Below are 17,946 nucleotides of genomic sequence, written 5' to 3' on the forward strand. Positions count from 1 at the left end.
ACACCACTAAAATCGAGAGAATGACTTCACCATGTAGAGGTTGCGAACGCCATTAACCCCGTCGAGCAGAGCATTGCGACGAAGCGGGCCTAGGGGCTTTCGCCGAAACGGCAAAGGAGATGCTGCTCCTTATCCGTTGGGCTGCAAATGAACAATTTGCAGACTGTCTTGGCTATTGCCAAGGTGCGCTATGTTTTGTGAGAGGTTCGTAAACAATATTGCTTGTTCACAGCCGTTCCTAAGCATAGGGACGGCTGTTTTTTGTTTTTGAAAGACACTGTGTTCCCAATAAGTCCACTATCTCAAAAGGAGAGAATTATGAAAAAAAGAGCTGCCCTGATCACCTTGTTGACTTTGTTGTTATCGCTGATTGGCTTGGTACCCCAAGCCTACGCCGATGAAACAACTCCAAATGACGAATTTCGCGTAGGAATGGAAGCCGGCTACGCCCCTTTCAACTGGACCCAAACCACCGATGCCCACGGAGCGGTTCCCATCGATAAATCGAGTTGGGCCGGTGGATACGATGTTCAGATTGCCAAAAAGGTTGCTGAAGGCCTAGGCAAAAAGCTGGTTATTGTCAAAACTGAATGGGACGGTCTACCAGTCGCACTGCAGTCTAACAATATCGACGCGGTGATCGCCGGGATGTCCCCCACCGCTGAACGAAAAAAAGAAATTGACTTTACCGATCCTTATTACGAGTCCGACTTGGTCATCGTGACCCGTGCTAACAGCAAATACGCCGATGCCACCTCCTTAGCAGACTTTAAGGGTGCTAAAATCACCGCACAACAGTCTACTTTCCACTACACAGTGATTGATCAGATTCCCGGAGTTGAAAAACGACAGGCCGCAAAAGGATTCTCACAAATGCGCGCTTCCCTATTGTCCGGCGATATCGACGGCTATGTCAGTGAACGTCCAGAAGGAGTCACTGCTGAAACTGCCAGCAACCAGTACAAAATGGTAGAATTCGCTGAGGGCAAAGGCTTCAAAACCAATCCGGAAGATGTTCAGGTAGCTATCGGGATGCGCAAAGGTGATCCTAATATCGCCAAGGTCAATGAAATTTTGGCTGGTATTTCTCAAGACCAGCGTTTGAAACTGATGGATCAAGCAATCAAAGAGCAGCCAGTCGCTGCGGATAAAGAAGCGACTGCTCAAGAAAAGCCCGGCCTTCTCGCTGATTTCAAAAATATCTGGAAAAATTATGGCGGCCTCTTTTTACGAGGCGCTGGATTAACTTTATTCATTGCATTGACCTCAACAGTCATCGGGATGGGAATTGGCCTATTGATTGGGGTTTACCGGACACTGCCGAAAGCTGCCAGCTTGGCAGGTCGCTTTTTCCAAAAACTTTTCAATGGCCTATTAACCGTCTACATCGAAGTCTTTCGTGGAACGCCTATGATGGTACAAGCGATGGTTATCTTCTATGGCTTGGGTATGGCTTTCGGGATCAACCTAGATCGAACTTTTGCCGCGCTGCTGATCGTTTCTGTCAACACCGGTGCCTACATGTCTGAAATCGTCCGCGGTGGGATCTATGCGGTTGACCAAGGACAGTTTGAAGCGGCGCAAGCTATCGGGATGACCCATGGACAAACCATGAAAAAAATCGTATTGCCTCAAGTCTTGCGCAATATCCTGCCAGCCACTGGTAACGAAGTTGTCATTAACATCAAAGATACCGCCGTATTGAGCGTGATTTCGGTAGCCGATCTCTTCTTCCAAGGAAATTCGGCAGCCGGCACTAACTATCAGTATTTCCAAACCTTTGCCATCATTGGTTTAATTTACCTTGTCATGACGATTACTGTTTCTCGACTGCTGCGACTAGTCGAAAACAAGATTGACGGCCCATCCTCTTATGAAAAAACCGATACTGCCACCATTCAGAATGAACTGGAAGAATAGGAGAAGACCATGACAGAATCCATTATTGAAATCAAACATTTAAGAAAAAGCTTCGGGGACAACGAAGTCTTGAAAGATATCGACTTTACCGTCAACAAAGGTGAAGTGGTCAGTATCATCGGTTCTTCCGGATCAGGGAAATCTACCCTGTTGCGCTGTATCAACCTCTTGGAGACCCCTACCAGCGGCGAAATCCATTATCAGGGTCAAGATGTATTGCAAAAAGGCTATAGCCTGACAAAATACCGCACCCATCTGGGAATGGTCTTCCAATCTTTCAATCTCTTCAACAACCTGAATGTGCTGGAAAACTGTATTACCGGTCAGGTCACCGTCTTGAAGCGTGGCCGAGCTGAAGCTACGAAAACAGCCGTTGCCAATCTGGAAAAAGTCGGAATGGCCAGCTATCAAAAAGCGATGCCAGCCCAGCTTTCCGGCGGTCAAAAACAACGGGTAGCGATTGCTCGTGCCTTGTCCATGAATCCAGATGTCATGCTTTTTGACGAACCTACCTCGGCTCTTGATCCAGAGATGGTAGGAGAAGTGTTGAAAACCATGAAAAGCTTGGCTCATACCGGTTTAACCATGGTTATCGTAACCCATGAAATGGCCTTTGCCCGAGACGTCTCCGATCGTGTCATCTTTATGGATCAAGGAGTCATTGCTGAAGAAGGAACCCCTGAAGACATTTTTGGTAACCCCAAAGAGGCCCGCACAAAAGAATTCCTTCAACGGGTATTGGAAAAAGAAGAATAACATTTTTACAAACAGAATACCGCCTTCGCTACAGTGTTTTTTACACTGTTTGCGGAGGCGGTTTTTTCACGGATTGTAAAGACACTATTGAAAACTTTCATGAATCGAGGTAAAATGACCCATTATTGAAAAAATTCGTTTCTGTCCTAACGATTATAAATCAGCGACTTTGGTTTCGTTCGTAATAACTATTGTCCCCAGTCTCGCTATCTTCAGTATCGAAGTTTCGACAGAGCAGCTTTTCCAGGAGGAATTTTCATGGCACAGCAAGAGCAGGAGCTTTCCCGCAGTCTTAAAAATCGTCACGTCCAACTGATTTCCATCGGTGGCGCCATCGGTACCGGGTTATTTCTCGGATCGGGAAAGTCCATTCAGCAGACGGGTCCTTCCATTTTGTTTGCTTATATGATTACCGGCGGCATCTGCTTTTTGATTATGCGAGCATTAGGGGAACTGTTGCTTTCCAACACGAATAACCATTCTTTTTTGGATTTCGTAGCCGAATATCTCGGTAAAAAATGGGCTTTTATAACTGGCTGGACATATTGGTTTTGCTGGATTGCCATTGCGATGGCGGATTTGACTGCCACCGGACTGTATGTTCGCTACTGGTTTCCTAACATCCCCCAGTGGTTGCCGGAAATCTGCGCGCTGTTGATTTTAGTGGCGCTGAATCTGATTGCCGTTTCTTTGTTTGGTGAGTTGGAGTTCTGGTTTGCTTTGATTAAAGTGGTGGCAATTCTGGCGCTAATCGGTATTGGCGCTTATATGATTTTCACCCATTATCCCACCTCAGCCGGTCCGGTAAAACTTGCCAATATCTGGTCTCACGGCGGCTGGTTTCCTAAAGGTCTCAAGGGCTTTTTGCAATCCTTTCAGATGGTAACCTTTGCCTTTGTTGGGATTGAGCTGGTGGGTCTGGTGGCTGGGGAAACCAAAGATCCGGAAAAGGTCTTGCCAGAAGCCATCAACAATATTCCGATTCGAATCATCTTGTTTTACCTTGGTTCCCTCTTTGTAATTATGGCTATCTATCCATGGAATAGTCTAGGCACCAGTGAAAGTCCATTCGTGGAAGTCTTTTCTGAAATTGGCATCACTGTCGCTGCGACTGTCATTAATATTGTCGTCCTCAGCGCTGCAGCTTCTGCTTGCAACAGTGCCATCTACAGTACTGGACGCATGATTCGTTCGCTGGCCCAAGAAGGCAGTGCTCCGAAGCCCTTCGTTAAACTGACGAAACACCAAGTCCCGGCCAACGCCATCTTTTTTTCCGCATTGGTGATTTTCAGTGCCGTAATTATGAATTTCGTAATGCCTAGTCAAGTCTTCACCGTGGTAACGAGTATTGCTACCACCTGCTTTTTGTTTGTCTGGGGGATCTTAACTTACACCCACTTAAAATATCGCCGCAGCATTCGCGGCAAGCAAAGCCATGCCTTCAAGATGCCTTTTTATCCGCTGAGCAACTATCTGATCTTCGCCTTTTTGCTGTTTGTTTCCGGTGTGTTACTGTATACTCCCGAAACTCGACTGGCGGCTTTGGTTACTCCAGTTTGGTTTTTACTTTTACGAGGAATCTACTATCTAAAATTTCAGCGAAAGCAAAAAGGAAGCTGACAATTCTCCTGCAAAGCAAATACTACCAAACGTGAATCACAAGCAAAAAGGAAGGATGACATAAGTAATTTCCAAGTGCTAAACAGCGGATGTTTAACCATAACATAATTAGTAAAAAGTATACGGATGAGGAAAATTTGTGACCCTATTCATGTTTTATTCCGAAGAGAGAACAATACCCTACGTATAAAGAGAAGTCACCTCCACTATTTTTAATGGAAGTGACTTCTCTTTTCATTGCGGCTCGCGTTTGGTAGTGTTCGGTTCGCAGGAGGGTGACTCAATTATTGTCACGGCCCCTTTATTGCTAAAAATTTCAAACACAGACTTTTCTTTCTACGGATAAGGGGCAATCCTTATCGGCAACTACTTTCCAAAGACAGTTCGTTGGAGTTTTCCAGCTGTCTCATAGGAAGGTACCCACAAAGCGGAGACTAAAAAGCGGCCAAATAGTCCGACCTGTGGGACAAAAAAGACACCGGCGATTAGTACCAGATTGATAATCATGGATAATTGGCTGCGTCTGTCGCCTTTTAAGACCTGATTGACCCGAGAAGTCGGATCGTTTGCTGCAATCACTTGGCGCGTCAATATGCCAAAAGAAAGACTCCACATGGTATACACCACCACATACAACAATTCCGGCCAGAATTCACCAGGATTTTGTCCTACCCATTGTGTCGCCGCCGGACAAAGCGTCAGCCAGAACAGCCAAAAAATATTCGCCCATATAACCTTGTCATTGACCTTCTCTGTCATCCGGAACAAGCGGTGATGGGTGACCCAAATGACTGCCACAAAGATGAAGCTGACGATGTAGGCTGTCAGGACATCCTTTAAAGCGTAGATTGAAGACAACGTAGGCTCTGTGGGAAAGCGAACTTCCAACACCAACACAGTGATTACGATGGCCACGACGCCATCTGTAAAAGCTTCTAATCTCGACTTTGTCATCTACTCACCCCTGACATGGTTCTGTGGCCAGCTTCTCCTGCTGCCATTTTCTTTCCATTTTAGCACAGCGGACAGCTCCTGTGTAAAAGCCCACCAAGTAAACAAAAACTAAAGCTGAGACGCAACAACTATATGAAGCTGACTCTCTCAGAACAGCCCAGACTCTATTTTTCACCGCTGTCTTTTGCCGGATTATTCGTTGGATTTCAACGCTTCAATCATGTGGATATGTTTTAACTTGAAGTGAGTCACCACCGTTACAATTCCGGTAAAGAGGATGGTTAAGGCCGCCGAAACTGCATAGCCTTGCCAGTGAATCACCATTGGGAAGACAATCGTATCCGAAGACGCCATCGTCAATATAAACCAAGTCAACAGACGACCCACGCCAAAGCCTAAAAGAATACCAATCACGGTAAATACCACCGTTTCCCGCAAGAGATACATGGTCACCTCACCATCGTAAAAGCCCAGCACTTTGATGGTCGCCATCTCCCGCTGTCGCTCGCTGATATTGATATTTGTGAGATTGTACAAAACCACAAAGGCCAACACTGCTGACAACAAAATGAAAATAAAGACGATAGGGCCGATGCTTTCCGTCATGGAATCCTGCTTTTTCAGTTGATCTGCCATATAGGTCACATTCAAAATGTCCTCTGACTTGTATAGTGTCTTGGCTAAGGCTTGACGTTTTTTACTCGATAAATCTTTAGTAGTGATCCAATACGCATTGTCCTGCGAGGTTTCTCCGGTAACCTGTTGATAATAGGTTGGGGTCAAATAGAGACTGTGCCCCAGATAATTTTCAAAGATTCCCGCCACCTTCAGCGAATAGTTTTCACCAGCAGCATTAGTCATCCTCAAGGTATCGCCTTTTTTGACATCAAAGAGCTTGGCCAATTGCCGGCTTACCAGTGCCCCGTTATCCGTCAGTTTCAGTGGCTGATTTTTTCCTGATTGCAAAGTTACGAAATCTGTCAACTGCTTTTCAGAAGGATTGATTACATTCAATGTCGCACTTTGCTTAGTGACACCGGTTTTTTTGAAGGTCACCTGCTGCGTTTCAAGCCGGAACGTCTCTGTAATTTCTGATTGCTGTGTCAATAATTGCGCCACGGAGTCAGTTTCATCGTGATTGAGGTCTTCATCCAGCGAAACAACACCATCATAATGGACCAACTGGCTGAACTGAATCGCTGTCGGTGCCGGAATCGAATCCCGCAAGCCAAAACCCGCCACCATCAGACCGGCACAACCGGCGATACCGCAAACTGTCAACAAGCCGCGAGCTTTATAGCGGAAAATATTGCGATAAGCAACTTTCTGATTGAAATTCAGGCGGTTCCAAATGGGTTTCACCTTTTCTAACAACACCCGCTGTCCTGAACGTGGTGCTCTGGCATTCAACAAGGTGGTAGGTTTTTCCCGCAAGTCTTTGATCAATACCACCGCTGAAGAAACCAATGTTGAAAAAGCTGCTGCCGCCACTGCAATCAAAATCGGTAGGACAAAATATTCGTTTGCATAGCTTTGATAGATATATTGATCACTGAGCATATCAAAGACAATCCGCGGCAACAGATTTTTTCCTGCCACTACACCCAGTACCACGCCAATCACAGTCGCCGCAAAGGCATAAAGAAGATACTTTGAAGCAATCTCGCCATTACGATAGCCCAACGCTTTCAAGGTGCCGATTTCCCGGCGATTTTCTTCAATCATACGGGTCATGGAGGTAAAGATAATCAAGATTGCAATCAGAAAAAAGAACACCGGAAAGACATTAGCGATAGCATCGATTCGCACAGCCAAACTTTGAAACTCATTGAAACCAGGATTGTCCTGTCTTTCAGTAAGCAGATAGTTGGGTTCTTTCAGTTCATCGATTTCCTGCTTGGCTTGATCCAGTTCCTGTTGCCCTTTTTTGATTTCTTCCTGATTGTCATCTAGTTCTTGTTGCTTTTCTTTTAACTGCGCCTCGGCGGCTGACAAATTTTTCTCGGTTCCTGCTAACTGTTGCTCTGCGGCGGGATTTCCTTGACCGATAGCTTCAGCAGCTTGCAACTGCGTTTTAGCGGCCTCCAATTGCTGACGAGCAGCTGCAGTCTCCGCTTTTGCTTGATCCAGTTGCGCTTGTCCGTCTTGCAGCTTTTGCTGTGCCTCGGTTAACTTTTTGGCTTCTGGGGCCAATTTTTCCTCAGCTAGCGTTTTAATTTCTTTCAAGCGGGGCGCTTTTCGTGCAGCCAGCGCCTGCTCCACCTTAGCTTCTTCTTTAGCTAAGTCTTCTTTATAGGTTTTAGAAGTAGGAGCAAGCTTTGCCAACTCGTTAAAAGAAACATACAAAATGCTATAGTTCTCATTTTTGAAAGCTGCTTGGGGCACGTAAGCAAAGCCGCTCACCTGGCCGTCGCCGATATTGGTGACGCCTCGTTCCCGATCATCCACATAGATAGGGGAATCCGCGAAGCCTACGACTGTAAAGGTATTGTTCTTTAGCTGCTCATCTTTCAAGGTAATTGTCGTCTCCAGTGGATAGCGGTCTGCTAATACCCGATCAATCAAGATCTCGTCAGCTGCTTTTGGCAAACGGCCCTTAGTGATGATGGGGTGATTTTGCCCATCGGTACCGGCATAGGAATAAACCTGGAGATTTAGCTGCTGCTTTTCTTCATGTATCGGGAGTCGTTGGCCCAACTCGGCAGTAACTCCCGCCACGGCTGTAACAGCTTCTAGATCATTTTCAGTCAAGCCGCCAGTCGAAACCACCTGAAGATCCGATACCTTTTGTGTTTTTATCAGCTGGTCTGCGGTGCGATTCAGGTCGGGGCCGATTGATTTGATTCCGACAAATAAAAGAACACTCATAAAAATGATAATCACGATGGCAGCAAAACGACCAAAGGAATCCCGGATGTCCCGCCATACTGTTTTGAGATACAAATTAGTTTTCATTGTACTTCCTTTCCCATGACGGCAATTTCAGTCGCCGCGTTACAAAAAATATTCGATAACTAGAAGCTTACCAAACGATCTCATCTACTGATATCGGCTGCGGGTTGACTGTCATCGAGCGCACACGGGCATCGTTGATTCGGATCACCCGATCAGCCATTGGTGCTAACGCCGAGTTGTGGGTGATAATTAAAACTGTCTGGCCTTGTTTGCGACTGGCATTTTGCAAAAGTTTCAAGACTTGCTTACCAGTCTCAAAATCCAACGCCCCAGTCGGTTCATCGCACAATAAAAGTTTAGGATTTTTTGCTAACGCTCGCGCAATCGCCACCCGCTGTTGCTCTCCGCCAGACAATTGTGCCGGAAAATTCTGCTTGCGTTCACCTAGTCCCACTTGATCTAGCACCTCATCCACCGGCAAAGCGTCGGGTGCCACTGCCGTTGCCAACTCGACATTTTCTTTGGCTGTCAGATTAGGAACCAGATTGTAAAATTGAAAGACAAAACCGACATCTTTGCGGCGATAAGCCGTCAATTGTTTGTCACTCATGTGTTCGATATGGATACCGTCAACGATAATTTCTCCTTCTGAGGGTTTGTCCATACCGCCAAGTATGTTCAAAACCGTAGACTTGCCAGCTCCACTAGGCCCCAATATTACTGCCAACTCTCCTTTTGCAACTTCAAAACTCATATCATTGTTGGCTAGGATTTCAGTTTCCCCCATCTGATAGCGTTTGTATTCATGTTTTACTTCGATGAATGCCACGTTGTTTCCTCCATTCTTTCAACACGCTGTTGAAAACATATCACACTGTCAGTATAATGAATTCGAAAAACAGCGGCAATATGCAATTATTTTTCTTGTGTCATAAAACCAACACTTTTTAGGAAATTGTTCAACCATTCATCTTTTCCCCCTCATTTATACTTGATAGGAGGCTTCTACATGGCCGGTACTAAAAATAATCGCCGCACACGTTATACACGCCAAGCGATCAAAGACAGCTTTCTCCAGCTCTTAGCAGAAAAAGACCCTTCGAAGATTACCGTCACAGAGATTTGTCAACAGGCAGACATTAACCGCGGGACCTTTTACCAACATTTTCGTGATCCCGCTGACCTCTTTTCACAAATCGAACAAGATCTCTTGGATAAGATTTTACCAATTTTGGCAATGCGGCCCAAAGATCATCTCGAAGCCTGGCTCAATCGTTTCATCGAAGTCTTACAGGAAAATGCCGTGGTCGGTCGGCTGATTTTGAAAGACTATCAGGACAGTCGCCTTTTGGCTATCACTTTCAATGAGGTCCATGATTTGGCCATCAGCGAATTCCGTCAACGCTTTCAAGAAGACAATCCGCAGCTTTTGGAGTATTATTTTGCTTACTTTGTCAAAGGGACTATCGGAACCATCCTCCAATGGTTGGAAGATGGCTCGCCGGTGCCAGCTCAAGCACTGACTGGTATGCTCATTAAAGTATTGCAAAACACCCAGTGAAATATTTGACGGACTCTTCTTGCAAGTAATAGCTCTCTTCTGCCTTTTGCAGCGCTTAGGTTTGTGCTGATTTTTTTCTTTCGTTATACTGGTATAAAGACTGCTTTTCAGTCGCTTACGTGTAACTAACAACGATTAGCTATCGCTTTACCGAAAGGAAGGATCATATGAAAGAAAAAGGATCGAACCGACTAATCGCTTTTTTCGGCGGTAAAACGTCCTATTTTGTCTTGGGTCTGATCTCATTGACAGCCATCACTATTCTCTTGCTGCGGGAAATTTCCTTTATTTTCCGTCCGCTGGCTGTAATTATTGGGACTGCACTGCCACCTGTAGTATTTGCCATGATTTTATATTATATGCTGCGACCGGTAGTGGACTTTGCAGCTGAAAAAGGGGTGCCTCGTACCATCAGCCTGGCAGTAACCTATATCCTGCTAGTCGGATTACTGGTCTTTGGCGGCTTCCAGCTATTTCCAGTGATTCAACAACAGACTCTGGATTTGGTTGACAAACTACCGGAGTATGCCAAAGGTTTTCAAAACAGCTTAGAGAGTTTTATTAACAATACTCCTTTGGCAGACCAGTTTCAGCAGCTAATGGATTCGTTGGATTCCATCACTGACAACCTTTTTGGCTTTATCAGTGACAACTGGCAAGACGGCGCCAAAAGTTTGGGAAATATTTTTTCTACTATTTCCACGGTAGGCGTAACACTGTTCACTGGGCCAATCATCGCCTTCTTTTTAATCAAGAGTCCCAATAAGTTTTACCGCAACGTTATGAATATCGTGCCCCCACGATTTCGCCGAGATACTCATGAACTAATCAAGACCGCTGATCAACAGATTGGCGCCTTCCTAAAAGGGCAAGTCATCGCCTCAATCTTGTTAGGCGTAATCTATTGGATTTGTTTCCTTTTGATTGGCCTACCTTTTGCTACAGTGATTGCTTTAGCCGCTGGAATCTTGAATATCGTTCCTTATATCGGGGCCTTTGTGGCTTTTATTCCGGCACTATTTGTCGCTTTTCAGGATTCCGGATTTATGCTGATTAAATTCGTCATCGTCTGGTTTGCTGTTCAGCTGCTCCACGGCGATTTGGTAGTCCCTCGTGTACTAGGGGATCGTTTGAAGATTCATCCAATTACCATTTTGGTGGTCTTGCTGGTGATGGGAGATCTGCTGGGTTTTGTCGGTGTGGTCTTCGGAATTCCTATCTATAGCCTCGTCAAAATCGCTGTCGTCTTCTGTTTCCGAAAATTCAAGCAACGCTACAACCATTTTTTCGGAGACGATGGCAAATACCATAACACCGAATTTACCGAAAAAGATTACTGATAAACTGCTACTCATCTATTTTTGAGCAGCTCTATTAAGAGGAGTGAGCCTATGAAAGTCGTTTTTCATGTTGATGAAGAAAACAAATGGTCCGAAGCCGGTAAAAATATCCACAATTTAAGAGCCGCCGCTGAAAACATCAAAATTATCCTTTTAGTAAATGGTGCGGCCATCAAAGGTTATTTAGATCCAGCCAATGCCGTCCTGCTAGGAGAAGATCAAGTGGAGTTTCACGCCTGCCACAATGCCATGCAGGCTTTTGGAATTTCCCCAGAAGATTTACCGGCAAATGTTGAAATTGTTCCTGCCGGTGTCTTGGATCTCGTTAAACTCCAACATCGAGGGTATGCTTATATCAAACCCTAAGCCGCTTTTACTCAAAATAGCCGCTAAAAAAGATTAGTCAGCCTTTGAAATTTTTAACAATGAAATGAAAAGAGAAGTCACTTCCACTATTTTTAATGGAAGTGACTTCTCTTTTCATTGTGGCTCACGTTTGGTATTGTTCGCTTCACAGGACGGTGACTCAACTATTGTCACAGACCCTTTGTCTGCTATTGCTATTCAATTTTCATCAATTGCTTTTTCACGCCAATTGTCAGCAGTCACTGATATCGCAAATTTTTGCTAATGCAATCTCGCCACTTGCCTCCAGCTCTACTGTGCAGGTCTTCTCCAGGATGGTCACAATCTTGACCTTTTCCTTGGCTGTGCCCCCTACTACTTTTGCCTCGTAAGTAATCCCTTTTTGCAGCTCTGATTTTTCCATAAGCTGTCCACCTCTTTGTTTCCTTTTTGAGGGTTATATCATGAGGAGGTTCCCTTGTAAATAGCTTCCATAAGGTTTTCGCAGAATTTTCGAAAAATATTCGCATTTTTTGAGCTTTTCACTCGTAAAAAGCTATTTTGGGCTGCGATGTTGGTAGTGTTTGTACAGTGCACCGAAGCGGCCACTGTAATCCGACTGCCACGGCTTATCTCGACCACAAAAATGCAACAGTACCGTATGAGCGACAACCCAATCCAGATCCCATTGTCCCCGACTGATCGTCTCATACACCATCTTTTTGCGGACATCAAAATTATACAGCTGATCTGGCAAGGGTAAAATCCGCTCGCCGTACAATCCGTTCAACACGTCCTGATCTGGCAAAAACAGCTGAAAACGATTCTTTTCGATGAATTCAAAGATGGCCTGCCGTGAAACCAAAGGGCGAATCTGGGGTAGATTCATCAGCAACACACCGGAATTAAAGTAGCTTTCCGCTTCATAGTTTTGTAGTCGCACCTTATTGATGACATTCGCCATTTCCGTCAGTTGAGAATGGCTAGCTGCCGCATAAGGTGCCTCCCCCATCTTTAGCTCCAACAGTGGCCGCAGATCATTGATACACAAAATATCCGCATCCAGATACAAGATTCGTTCCAACTCTGTCGGCAAAAATTCTTGAGCCAACAGACGATAATAAATGGTTTCCGGGTAACGATCCGTCGTGGGGCTGTCCTTAAATAACTGAGGGCCCACCACTACCGGATGATAGTTTATCCCCAGTTGATGACAAGCTTCAGCGATTTTGTCGTTTTGTTTCAATGGCTGCTGCTGCATCACGTAGACGGACAGCTCAGAAAACGAAGAATTTTCACGGATAGAATACAGGGTCGTCACCAGTTGCGTAGAAAAATTATCATTGATAGAAAAAAGTAGATTGTGGTGCATCAGCGGATCGCTCCTTTTTGATCAATTCGGCGGGGGTGTTTCCAAATATGACTTTGTAACACAGTTTAGCAAAATCAATTAGATTTCACCATAGCGGCGATTCGTTCCACTCGTTCTCATCCTCCTTTTTATTAGCTGTATCAGCGTTTTTTATTCAGCCAAATTGGGACTTTTCCTGCACCTGACATTTTTTCAGTTAACCAGATTTTTTATAAGGAAGCGCTGTCTTTTTTTTAGATAACGTGCTACTCTTAAAAGAAGAAAACTGTCCTTTAGATCGATGATTTAATGGGCGCAAAACAGGAAAGCAGATGATAAAAGTGAAAATCGTAAACGTTGAAGACGCGGTTGGCTCCCGGCTGTGCCAGGATCTGACCCAAATCATTCCCGGCGAAAAAAAAGGCCCCCGTTTTCGCAAAGGACACCTGGTAACCAAAGAAGATATTCCGGTCTTGCTGTCCATGGGAAAAGTCCATCTTTATGTCGAAGAAGCACAGCCGGGGATGCTTCATGAAGAAGAGGCTGCCCGCCTGTTGTATGCCTTGTGTGCAAACGATTATCTGGCACCTAGCGAGATTAAAGAAGGGAAGATTGAAGCCGTTGCCCAAAAGGAGGGCTTATTAACCGTCGATCGTAAACGACTGTTTCAAGTCAACCGCTTCGGTGCGATGATGATTGCCACGAAAGCTGATTTTTCTCGATTACACGCAGGTGAGACAGCTGCCGGCATGCGGGTGATTCCTCTGTACATTGAAGAAGCGCAGATGACTGCTCTGACAGCTGCAGTTGGCAGTCAACCTCCGCTATTGACGTTGCATCCTTTCACCCCGAAAAAAGTCGCCATCGTTACTACCGGTAGCGAGGTCTTTTCCGGTCGAATTAAAGACGGATTTGAACCTGTTTTACGGCAGAAATTGGCTGACTTCCCCACTGAAATCATCTTCCATAAGCTTGTCGATGACCAAAAAGCAGCGATTGTGGCAGCCATCAAAGACGCCGAAGCTGCCGGTGCCGATATCATCTTGTGCACTGGCGGAATGAGCGTAGATGCCGATGATTTGACACCAGGTGCCATCAAAGACGCAGCAGCACAGCTGGTCTCTTACGGAACACCGGTTTTACCGGGAGCGATGTTTGCACTGGCTTACGGCAAAACCGGTGCGGCGATTATGGGGTTGCCTGGCGCCGTGATTTTTGCACCGCAGACTGTTTTTGATTTGATTTTACCTCGGATCATGGCAGATATCACAGTGACCAAAGAAGACATCGCCGAGCTTGGCTGCGGCGGCTTATTGTAACGGGAGGTTCGGATATGTCACCACTGCTTTTATCCATGAAAACGGCGGCTGTCGCCGGGATTCTTACCTTTTTTCTGGGTCTTTTGGCAGCCAAAGGAGTCAATTCCATCAAACGCCCCGGTGTCCGCATGATTTTTGATGGTCTGTTGACATTGCCCCTGGTCTTGCCGCCAACTGTTGCCGGCTTCTTTTTGCTGTACATTTTCGGAGTCAATCGTCCCGTTGGCCGCTTTTTTCTGGACTTTTTTTCATGGAAGATTGCTTTTTCTTGGGGAGCTACTGTCTTAGCGGCTACCGTGGTTTCATTTCCTTTGATGTACCGCTCTGCTCGTGGCGCGTTGGAGCAAGTAGACAGCGATTATCTCGATGCCGGACGAACTTTGGGACTATCCGAGTGGTACATCTTCTTTCGCGTTCAATTGCCTTTAGCGGCTCCGGGAATCTTGTCAGGAGGTATTTTGGCCTTTGCCCGCGGACTGGGAGAGTTCGGTGCCACTGCCATGATTGCCGGGAATATCGCCGGTAAGACCCGAACCTTGCCATTGTCCATCTACTCAGCGGTTGCTGCCGGACGGATGGAGGATGCCTATCGGGAAGTAGCGATTATCGTTGTCTTCTCATTTGTTGTGGTGGTTCTTATGAACTACTTTACTAAACGCTCTGGAAAGGGGGTGCGAGGATGACGATTGAGATTGCCATCAAGAAAAAACTCAAAGAATACACGCTGGATTTTTCTTTCACTTCTGTTTCTCAGCAGACAGCGCTTTTAGGGGCATCCGGATCCGGAAAAAGCATGATTTTAAAATGCATTGCTGGTATTGAAACACCTGACGAAGGTTACATTCGGGTCAATGGCCGTACCCTTTTTGATAAGCAGAAAAAAATCAATCTGCCACCCCAAAAACGGCGGGTGGGTTATCTATTCCAAAACTATGCGTTATTTCCCAACTTCACCGTACGCCAAAATATTGCTTGCGTGTTGCAGAAAAAAGACCGGCAGCGAGTCGAGGCACTGCTGCACAAATTTGAATTGACGGAGATTGCAGAACAATATGGTGAGCAGTTGTCTGGCGGGCAACAGCAGCGGGTGGCACTGGCGCGCTTACTGGCTTCTGATCCCGAAATTCTATTACTAGATGAGCCTTTTTCAGCACTGGATACCTTTTTGAAAGAAAAAGTCGAACTGGAGATGAAGTCTTTCTTGCAGGATTACCCAGGTGAAGCAATCCTCGTGACCCACAACCGCAACGAAGCATATCGTTTGTGTGAGGACTTGGTAATCTTAAATCGCGGGCGCAGCATCGAACATGGCAAGCTCAAACAGATTTTTGATCATCCCCGCTATTTAGCTACTTCTAAGCTTACCGGCTGCAAAAATTTTTCCCGCGTGGAACGATTAGACGACCACCATTTACTGGCTCTGGATTGGAATTTTTCCTTGACTGTTCCCCAACCCGTGACATCGGCTATTCGCTATGTCGGTATTCGTGCCCATTTTTTTGAAGAAGCTTTTGATTTAAATGCTGAAAACTGCTTTAAAGCTAAGATTTTGGATCAAACCGAGACTCCTTTTGAATGGCGAATCCTCTGCCAGCCAAATGATGGCGAAGTACCCCTGTGGTGGAAATTACCAAAGGAGAAAAAGCGCACTGCTTTTTCAGGTGTTCTCCATGTGCCAACAGCCGCTGTTCAACTGTTGCAAAGTGATCCACAAGACAATTTTTCCAGGAGGCAAGAATCATGACTAATCCTTATCGCGTCGCCGTCTTGACCGCCAGTGACCGCAGTGCAGCTGGCAGTCGGCCTGATCTCAGCGGGCCCGCTATCGTTGAAATCTTAGCCGCTGCGCCAGAGTTTTCCGTCACTTATCAAAATATTTTGCCCGATGATCAAGCCGTTTTAGCAGCAGAAATGGCCAGTTTAGCTGATCAATTTGCTGTTGACCTCATCCTCACTACTGGCGGTACCGGCCTGGCCCCTCGTGATCAAATGCCCGAAGCAACCTTGAGTATCGCTCAGCGCCTCGTGCCGGGAATTGCCGAAGCATTGCGTTACAACAGTCTGCAGATCACTAAACGAGGGATGCTCAGCCGTGGTGTCAGTGTGATTCGCAACCAAACGCTGATTATCAATCTGCCCGGGAGCCCCAAAGCGGTTCGTGAATCCCTTGAATACCTGTTGGATCAGCTCCCCCATGCTCTGGGCCTTCTCAGAGGGGCCGATATGGAGACCGACCATCACCGCTGACTTTTTTTCCAAATGCAGTCGTTTCACCAACTAAAAACAGGCACCGCAAAATCATCTGTCTCACGATTTTTGCGGTGTTTTTGTGTTTCCTCGTCGTAAGCAGGCAGACTTATTGCTGCCTTACCGACAAAATCGCTGCCCTTCCTTCGAAAATCGTTGTATTTGTTTAAATTTTCTGTTATTTTTATACCTGTATTCTACGACCTCAGGAGAAAACACTATGGAAAAGAAATTACAATTCAAAGACTACTTATTTATCGGTTCGATGCTCTTCGGCTTATTTTTTGGCGCCGGAAATCTAATTTTCCCAGTTCATATGGGTCAAGAAGCCGGCAGCAATATTTTCATGGCCAACCTCGGCTTTCTCGTCACAGGAATTGGCCTGCCGTTTCTCGGCGTCGTCGCAATCGGTGTTTCCCGCAGCAATGGTTTGTATGACCTGGCGACTCGGGTGAACAAATCCTATGCTTTTATTTTTACCATTCTGCTTTATCTGGTGATTGGTCCTTTTTTTGCCTTGCCACGGCTGGCGACCACGTCCTTTGAAATCGGCTTGGCACCCTTTTTACCCCAAGAAGACCATACCCTGTGGCTGGCACTGTTCAGCTTCGCCTTCTTTTTATGTGCATGGGGCTTATCTCGTAAACCGACAAAACTGTTGGCTTATGTCGGGAAATTTCTGAATCCGGTCTTTTTGATATTGCTGGGGATCTTGCTGGCTTTTGCCTTTTTCAAACCGCTGGGTACCGTTTCTCAAGCCGCTATCCAACCGGCCTATCAGCAAGATACCTTTATCACCGGCTTCACGCAGGGGTACAATACGCTGGATGCGCTGGCTTCATTGGCTTTTGGAATTATCATTGTCACTACCATCAAAAATATGGGAGTCACTAAGCCCAGCGCCATCGCCATGGATACCATAAAATCCGGTTCTGTCAGCATTGTTTTGATGGGAATCATCTACACCTTGCTCTCTTATATGGGGGCAATGAGTCTCGGCAAATTTCCCATCAGCGAAAACGGTGGGGTTGCACTGGCTCAAATCGCTCGCTATTATTTGGGGACTGGCGGCAGCATTTTATTAGCTTTGATCGTGATTATCGCCTGTCTGAAGACTGCCATCGGATTGATCAGCGCCTTTGCGGAAACCTTTGTGGAGCTGTTTCCCAAGCGCAGCTACCAGCTCTTTGTTGCGATTGCCAGCATCCTGCCTTGCCTATTTGCCAATGTAGGACTGACGCGAATCATCGAATTTTCCACCCCGGTTCTGATGTTCATCTATCCGTTGGCAATCACCCTGATTCTCTTAGCCTTGCTGAGTCCGTTGTTTAAACATCGGGCGGGGGTCTATCGTATGACCACCTACTTTACGTTGATTGCCGCTGTCTGTGATGGTCTCAATGCTGCGCCTGCTGCCTTGCGAAATACAACAGCAGTTGATACCATTATCGAAACCGCCGCTCGCTTCTTGCCTTTATTTGATATTGGCATGGGTTGGGTTCTGCCGGCTGGTATCGGTTTTGTGGTGGGAATCATCTGGACGTTTGTAGTGAAACCTTCCCGTGATTAATCCCTTTTACGGCGACTGCTCACCGTCGCCGTGGCCTTGTTTACCGATTTCGCTAAAATGGTCAAAAA

At 46.0% G+C, this 17,946-nt stretch carries 16 protein-coding genes and 1 riboswitch; of the genes, 11 read left to right on the forward strand and 5 right to left on the reverse strand.

Translation table 11 applies throughout. From position 1 onward, the window contains the following. The first annotated feature begins 26 nt into the window (after positions 1-26). Positions 27-199, forward strand: a riboswitch (Lysine riboswitch). 119 nt (positions 200-318) lie between these two features. The 3 genes from BAU14_RS02920 (at position 319) to BAU14_RS02930 (ending at position 4,296) form a co-directional block, all read left to right on the forward strand. Beyond that, a complete protein-coding gene (locus BAU14_RS02920; protein ID WP_161898586.1) occupies positions 319-1,920 on the forward strand; it encodes an ABC transporter permease subunit in 1,602 nt (533 codons plus the stop codon). 9 nt (positions 1,921-1,929) lie between these two features. Continuing rightward, complete coding sequence (locus tag BAU14_RS02925) at positions 1,930-2,676, forward strand: amino acid ABC transporter ATP-binding protein (protein WP_161898587.1); 747 nt, start codon at positions 1,930-1,932, stop codon at positions 2,674-2,676. 258 nt (positions 2,677-2,934) lie between these two features. Further along, the gene (locus BAU14_RS02930) at positions 2,935-4,296 is read left to right on the forward strand and encodes an amino acid permease (protein WP_161898588.1); all 1,362 of its coding nucleotides are present in this window, start codon (positions 2,935-2,937) and stop codon (positions 4,294-4,296) included. Positions 4,297-4,662: 366 nt separating this feature from the next. Here the strand turns inward: BAU14_RS02930 and BAU14_RS02935 are convergent, their stop codons facing one another. The 3 genes from BAU14_RS02935 to BAU14_RS02945 form a co-directional block, all read right to left on the reverse strand. Further along, on the reverse strand, positions 4,663-5,250 hold the full coding sequence (locus tag BAU14_RS02935) for a TMEM175 family protein (RefSeq protein ID WP_161898589.1): 588 nt from the start codon (positions 5,248-5,250) through the stop codon (positions 4,663-4,665). Between the two features lie 192 nt (positions 5,251-5,442). Next, positions 5,443-8,205 (reverse strand): ABC transporter permease, encoded by a 2,763-nt coding sequence (locus BAU14_RS02940; RefSeq protein ID WP_161898590.1) that lies wholly within the window; start codon positions 8,203-8,205, stop codon positions 5,443-5,445. A gap of 67 nt (positions 8,206-8,272) precedes the next feature. Beyond that, positions 8,273-8,974, reverse strand: a complete 702-nt coding sequence (locus tag BAU14_RS02945; RefSeq protein ID WP_202622150.1) for an ABC transporter ATP-binding protein — start codon at positions 8,972-8,974, stop codon at positions 8,273-8,275. Positions 8,975-9,154: 180 nt separating this feature from the next. On the opposite strand from BAU14_RS02945, the gene BAU14_RS02950 reads away from it, so the two are divergent. The 3 genes from BAU14_RS02950 to BAU14_RS02960 all read left to right on the forward strand — a co-directional run bounded on the left by BAU14_RS02950 (position 9,155) and on the right by BAU14_RS02960 (position 11,412). Then, positions 9,155-9,706 carry a TetR/AcrR family transcriptional regulator gene (locus tag BAU14_RS02950; RefSeq protein WP_161898591.1) on the forward strand — a complete coding sequence of 184 codons (552 nt, stop codon included), beginning with the start codon at positions 9,155-9,157 and terminating at the stop codon, positions 9,704-9,706. A 167-nt stretch (positions 9,707-9,873) separates the two neighbouring features. After that, on the forward strand, positions 9,874-11,046 hold the full coding sequence (locus BAU14_RS02955; RefSeq protein WP_161898592.1) for an AI-2E family transporter: 1,173 nt from the start codon (positions 9,874-9,876) through the stop codon (positions 11,044-11,046). A 51-nt stretch (positions 11,047-11,097) separates the two neighbouring features. Then, a complete protein-coding gene (locus tag BAU14_RS02960) occupies positions 11,098-11,412 on the forward strand; it encodes a DsrE family protein (protein ID WP_161898593.1) in 315 nt (104 codons plus the stop codon). A gap of 232 nt (positions 11,413-11,644) precedes the next feature. Here the strand turns inward: BAU14_RS02960 and BAU14_RS02965 are convergent, their stop codons facing one another. Continuing rightward, the gene (locus tag BAU14_RS02965) at positions 11,645-11,815 is read right to left on the reverse strand and encodes a hypothetical protein (RefSeq protein WP_161898594.1); all 171 of its coding nucleotides are present in this window, start codon (positions 11,813-11,815) and stop codon (positions 11,645-11,647) included. A gap of 132 nt (positions 11,816-11,947) precedes the next feature. Next, complete coding sequence (locus BAU14_RS02970) at positions 11,948-12,763, reverse strand: glycosyltransferase family 8 protein (protein ID WP_420022071.1); 816 nt, start codon at positions 12,761-12,763, stop codon at positions 11,948-11,950. 311 nt (positions 12,764-13,074) lie between these two features. On the opposite strand from BAU14_RS02970, the gene BAU14_RS02975 reads away from it, so the two are divergent. The 5 genes from BAU14_RS02975 (at position 13,075) to brnQ (ending at position 17,878) form a co-directional block, all read left to right on the forward strand. Continuing rightward, a complete protein-coding gene (locus BAU14_RS02975; protein WP_237580397.1) occupies positions 13,075-14,061 on the forward strand; it encodes a molybdopterin-binding protein in 987 nt (328 codons plus the stop codon). 14 nt (positions 14,062-14,075) lie between these two features. Then, on the forward strand, positions 14,076-14,744 hold the full coding sequence (gene modB, locus BAU14_RS02980; protein ID WP_161898595.1) for a molybdate ABC transporter permease subunit: 669 nt from the start codon (positions 14,076-14,078) through the stop codon (positions 14,742-14,744). Next, entirely contained in the window at positions 14,741-15,805 is a 1,065-nt protein-coding gene (locus tag BAU14_RS02985) for a sulfate/molybdate ABC transporter ATP-binding protein (RefSeq protein ID WP_161898596.1), read from the forward strand. The genes modB and BAU14_RS02985 overlap by 4 nt, the downstream gene beginning before the upstream one ends. After that, on the forward strand, positions 15,802-16,308 hold the full coding sequence (locus BAU14_RS02990) for a MogA/MoaB family molybdenum cofactor biosynthesis protein (protein WP_161898597.1): 507 nt from the start codon (positions 15,802-15,804) through the stop codon (positions 16,306-16,308). Before BAU14_RS02985 ends, BAU14_RS02990 begins: the two co-directional genes overlap by 4 nt. Positions 16,309-16,528: 220 nt before the next feature. After that, positions 16,529-17,878 carry a branched-chain amino acid transport system II carrier protein gene (gene brnQ / locus BAU14_RS02995; protein WP_161898598.1) on the forward strand — a complete coding sequence of 450 codons (1,350 nt, stop codon included), beginning with the start codon at positions 16,529-16,531 and terminating at the stop codon, positions 17,876-17,878. The last annotated feature ends 68 nt before the right edge of the window (positions 17,879-17,946 follow it).

This window comes from Candidatus Enterococcus leclercqii, assembly GCF_009933135.1.
Lineage (GTDB): Bacteria > Bacillota > Bacilli > Lactobacillales > Enterococcaceae > Enterococcus_C > Enterococcus_C leclercqii.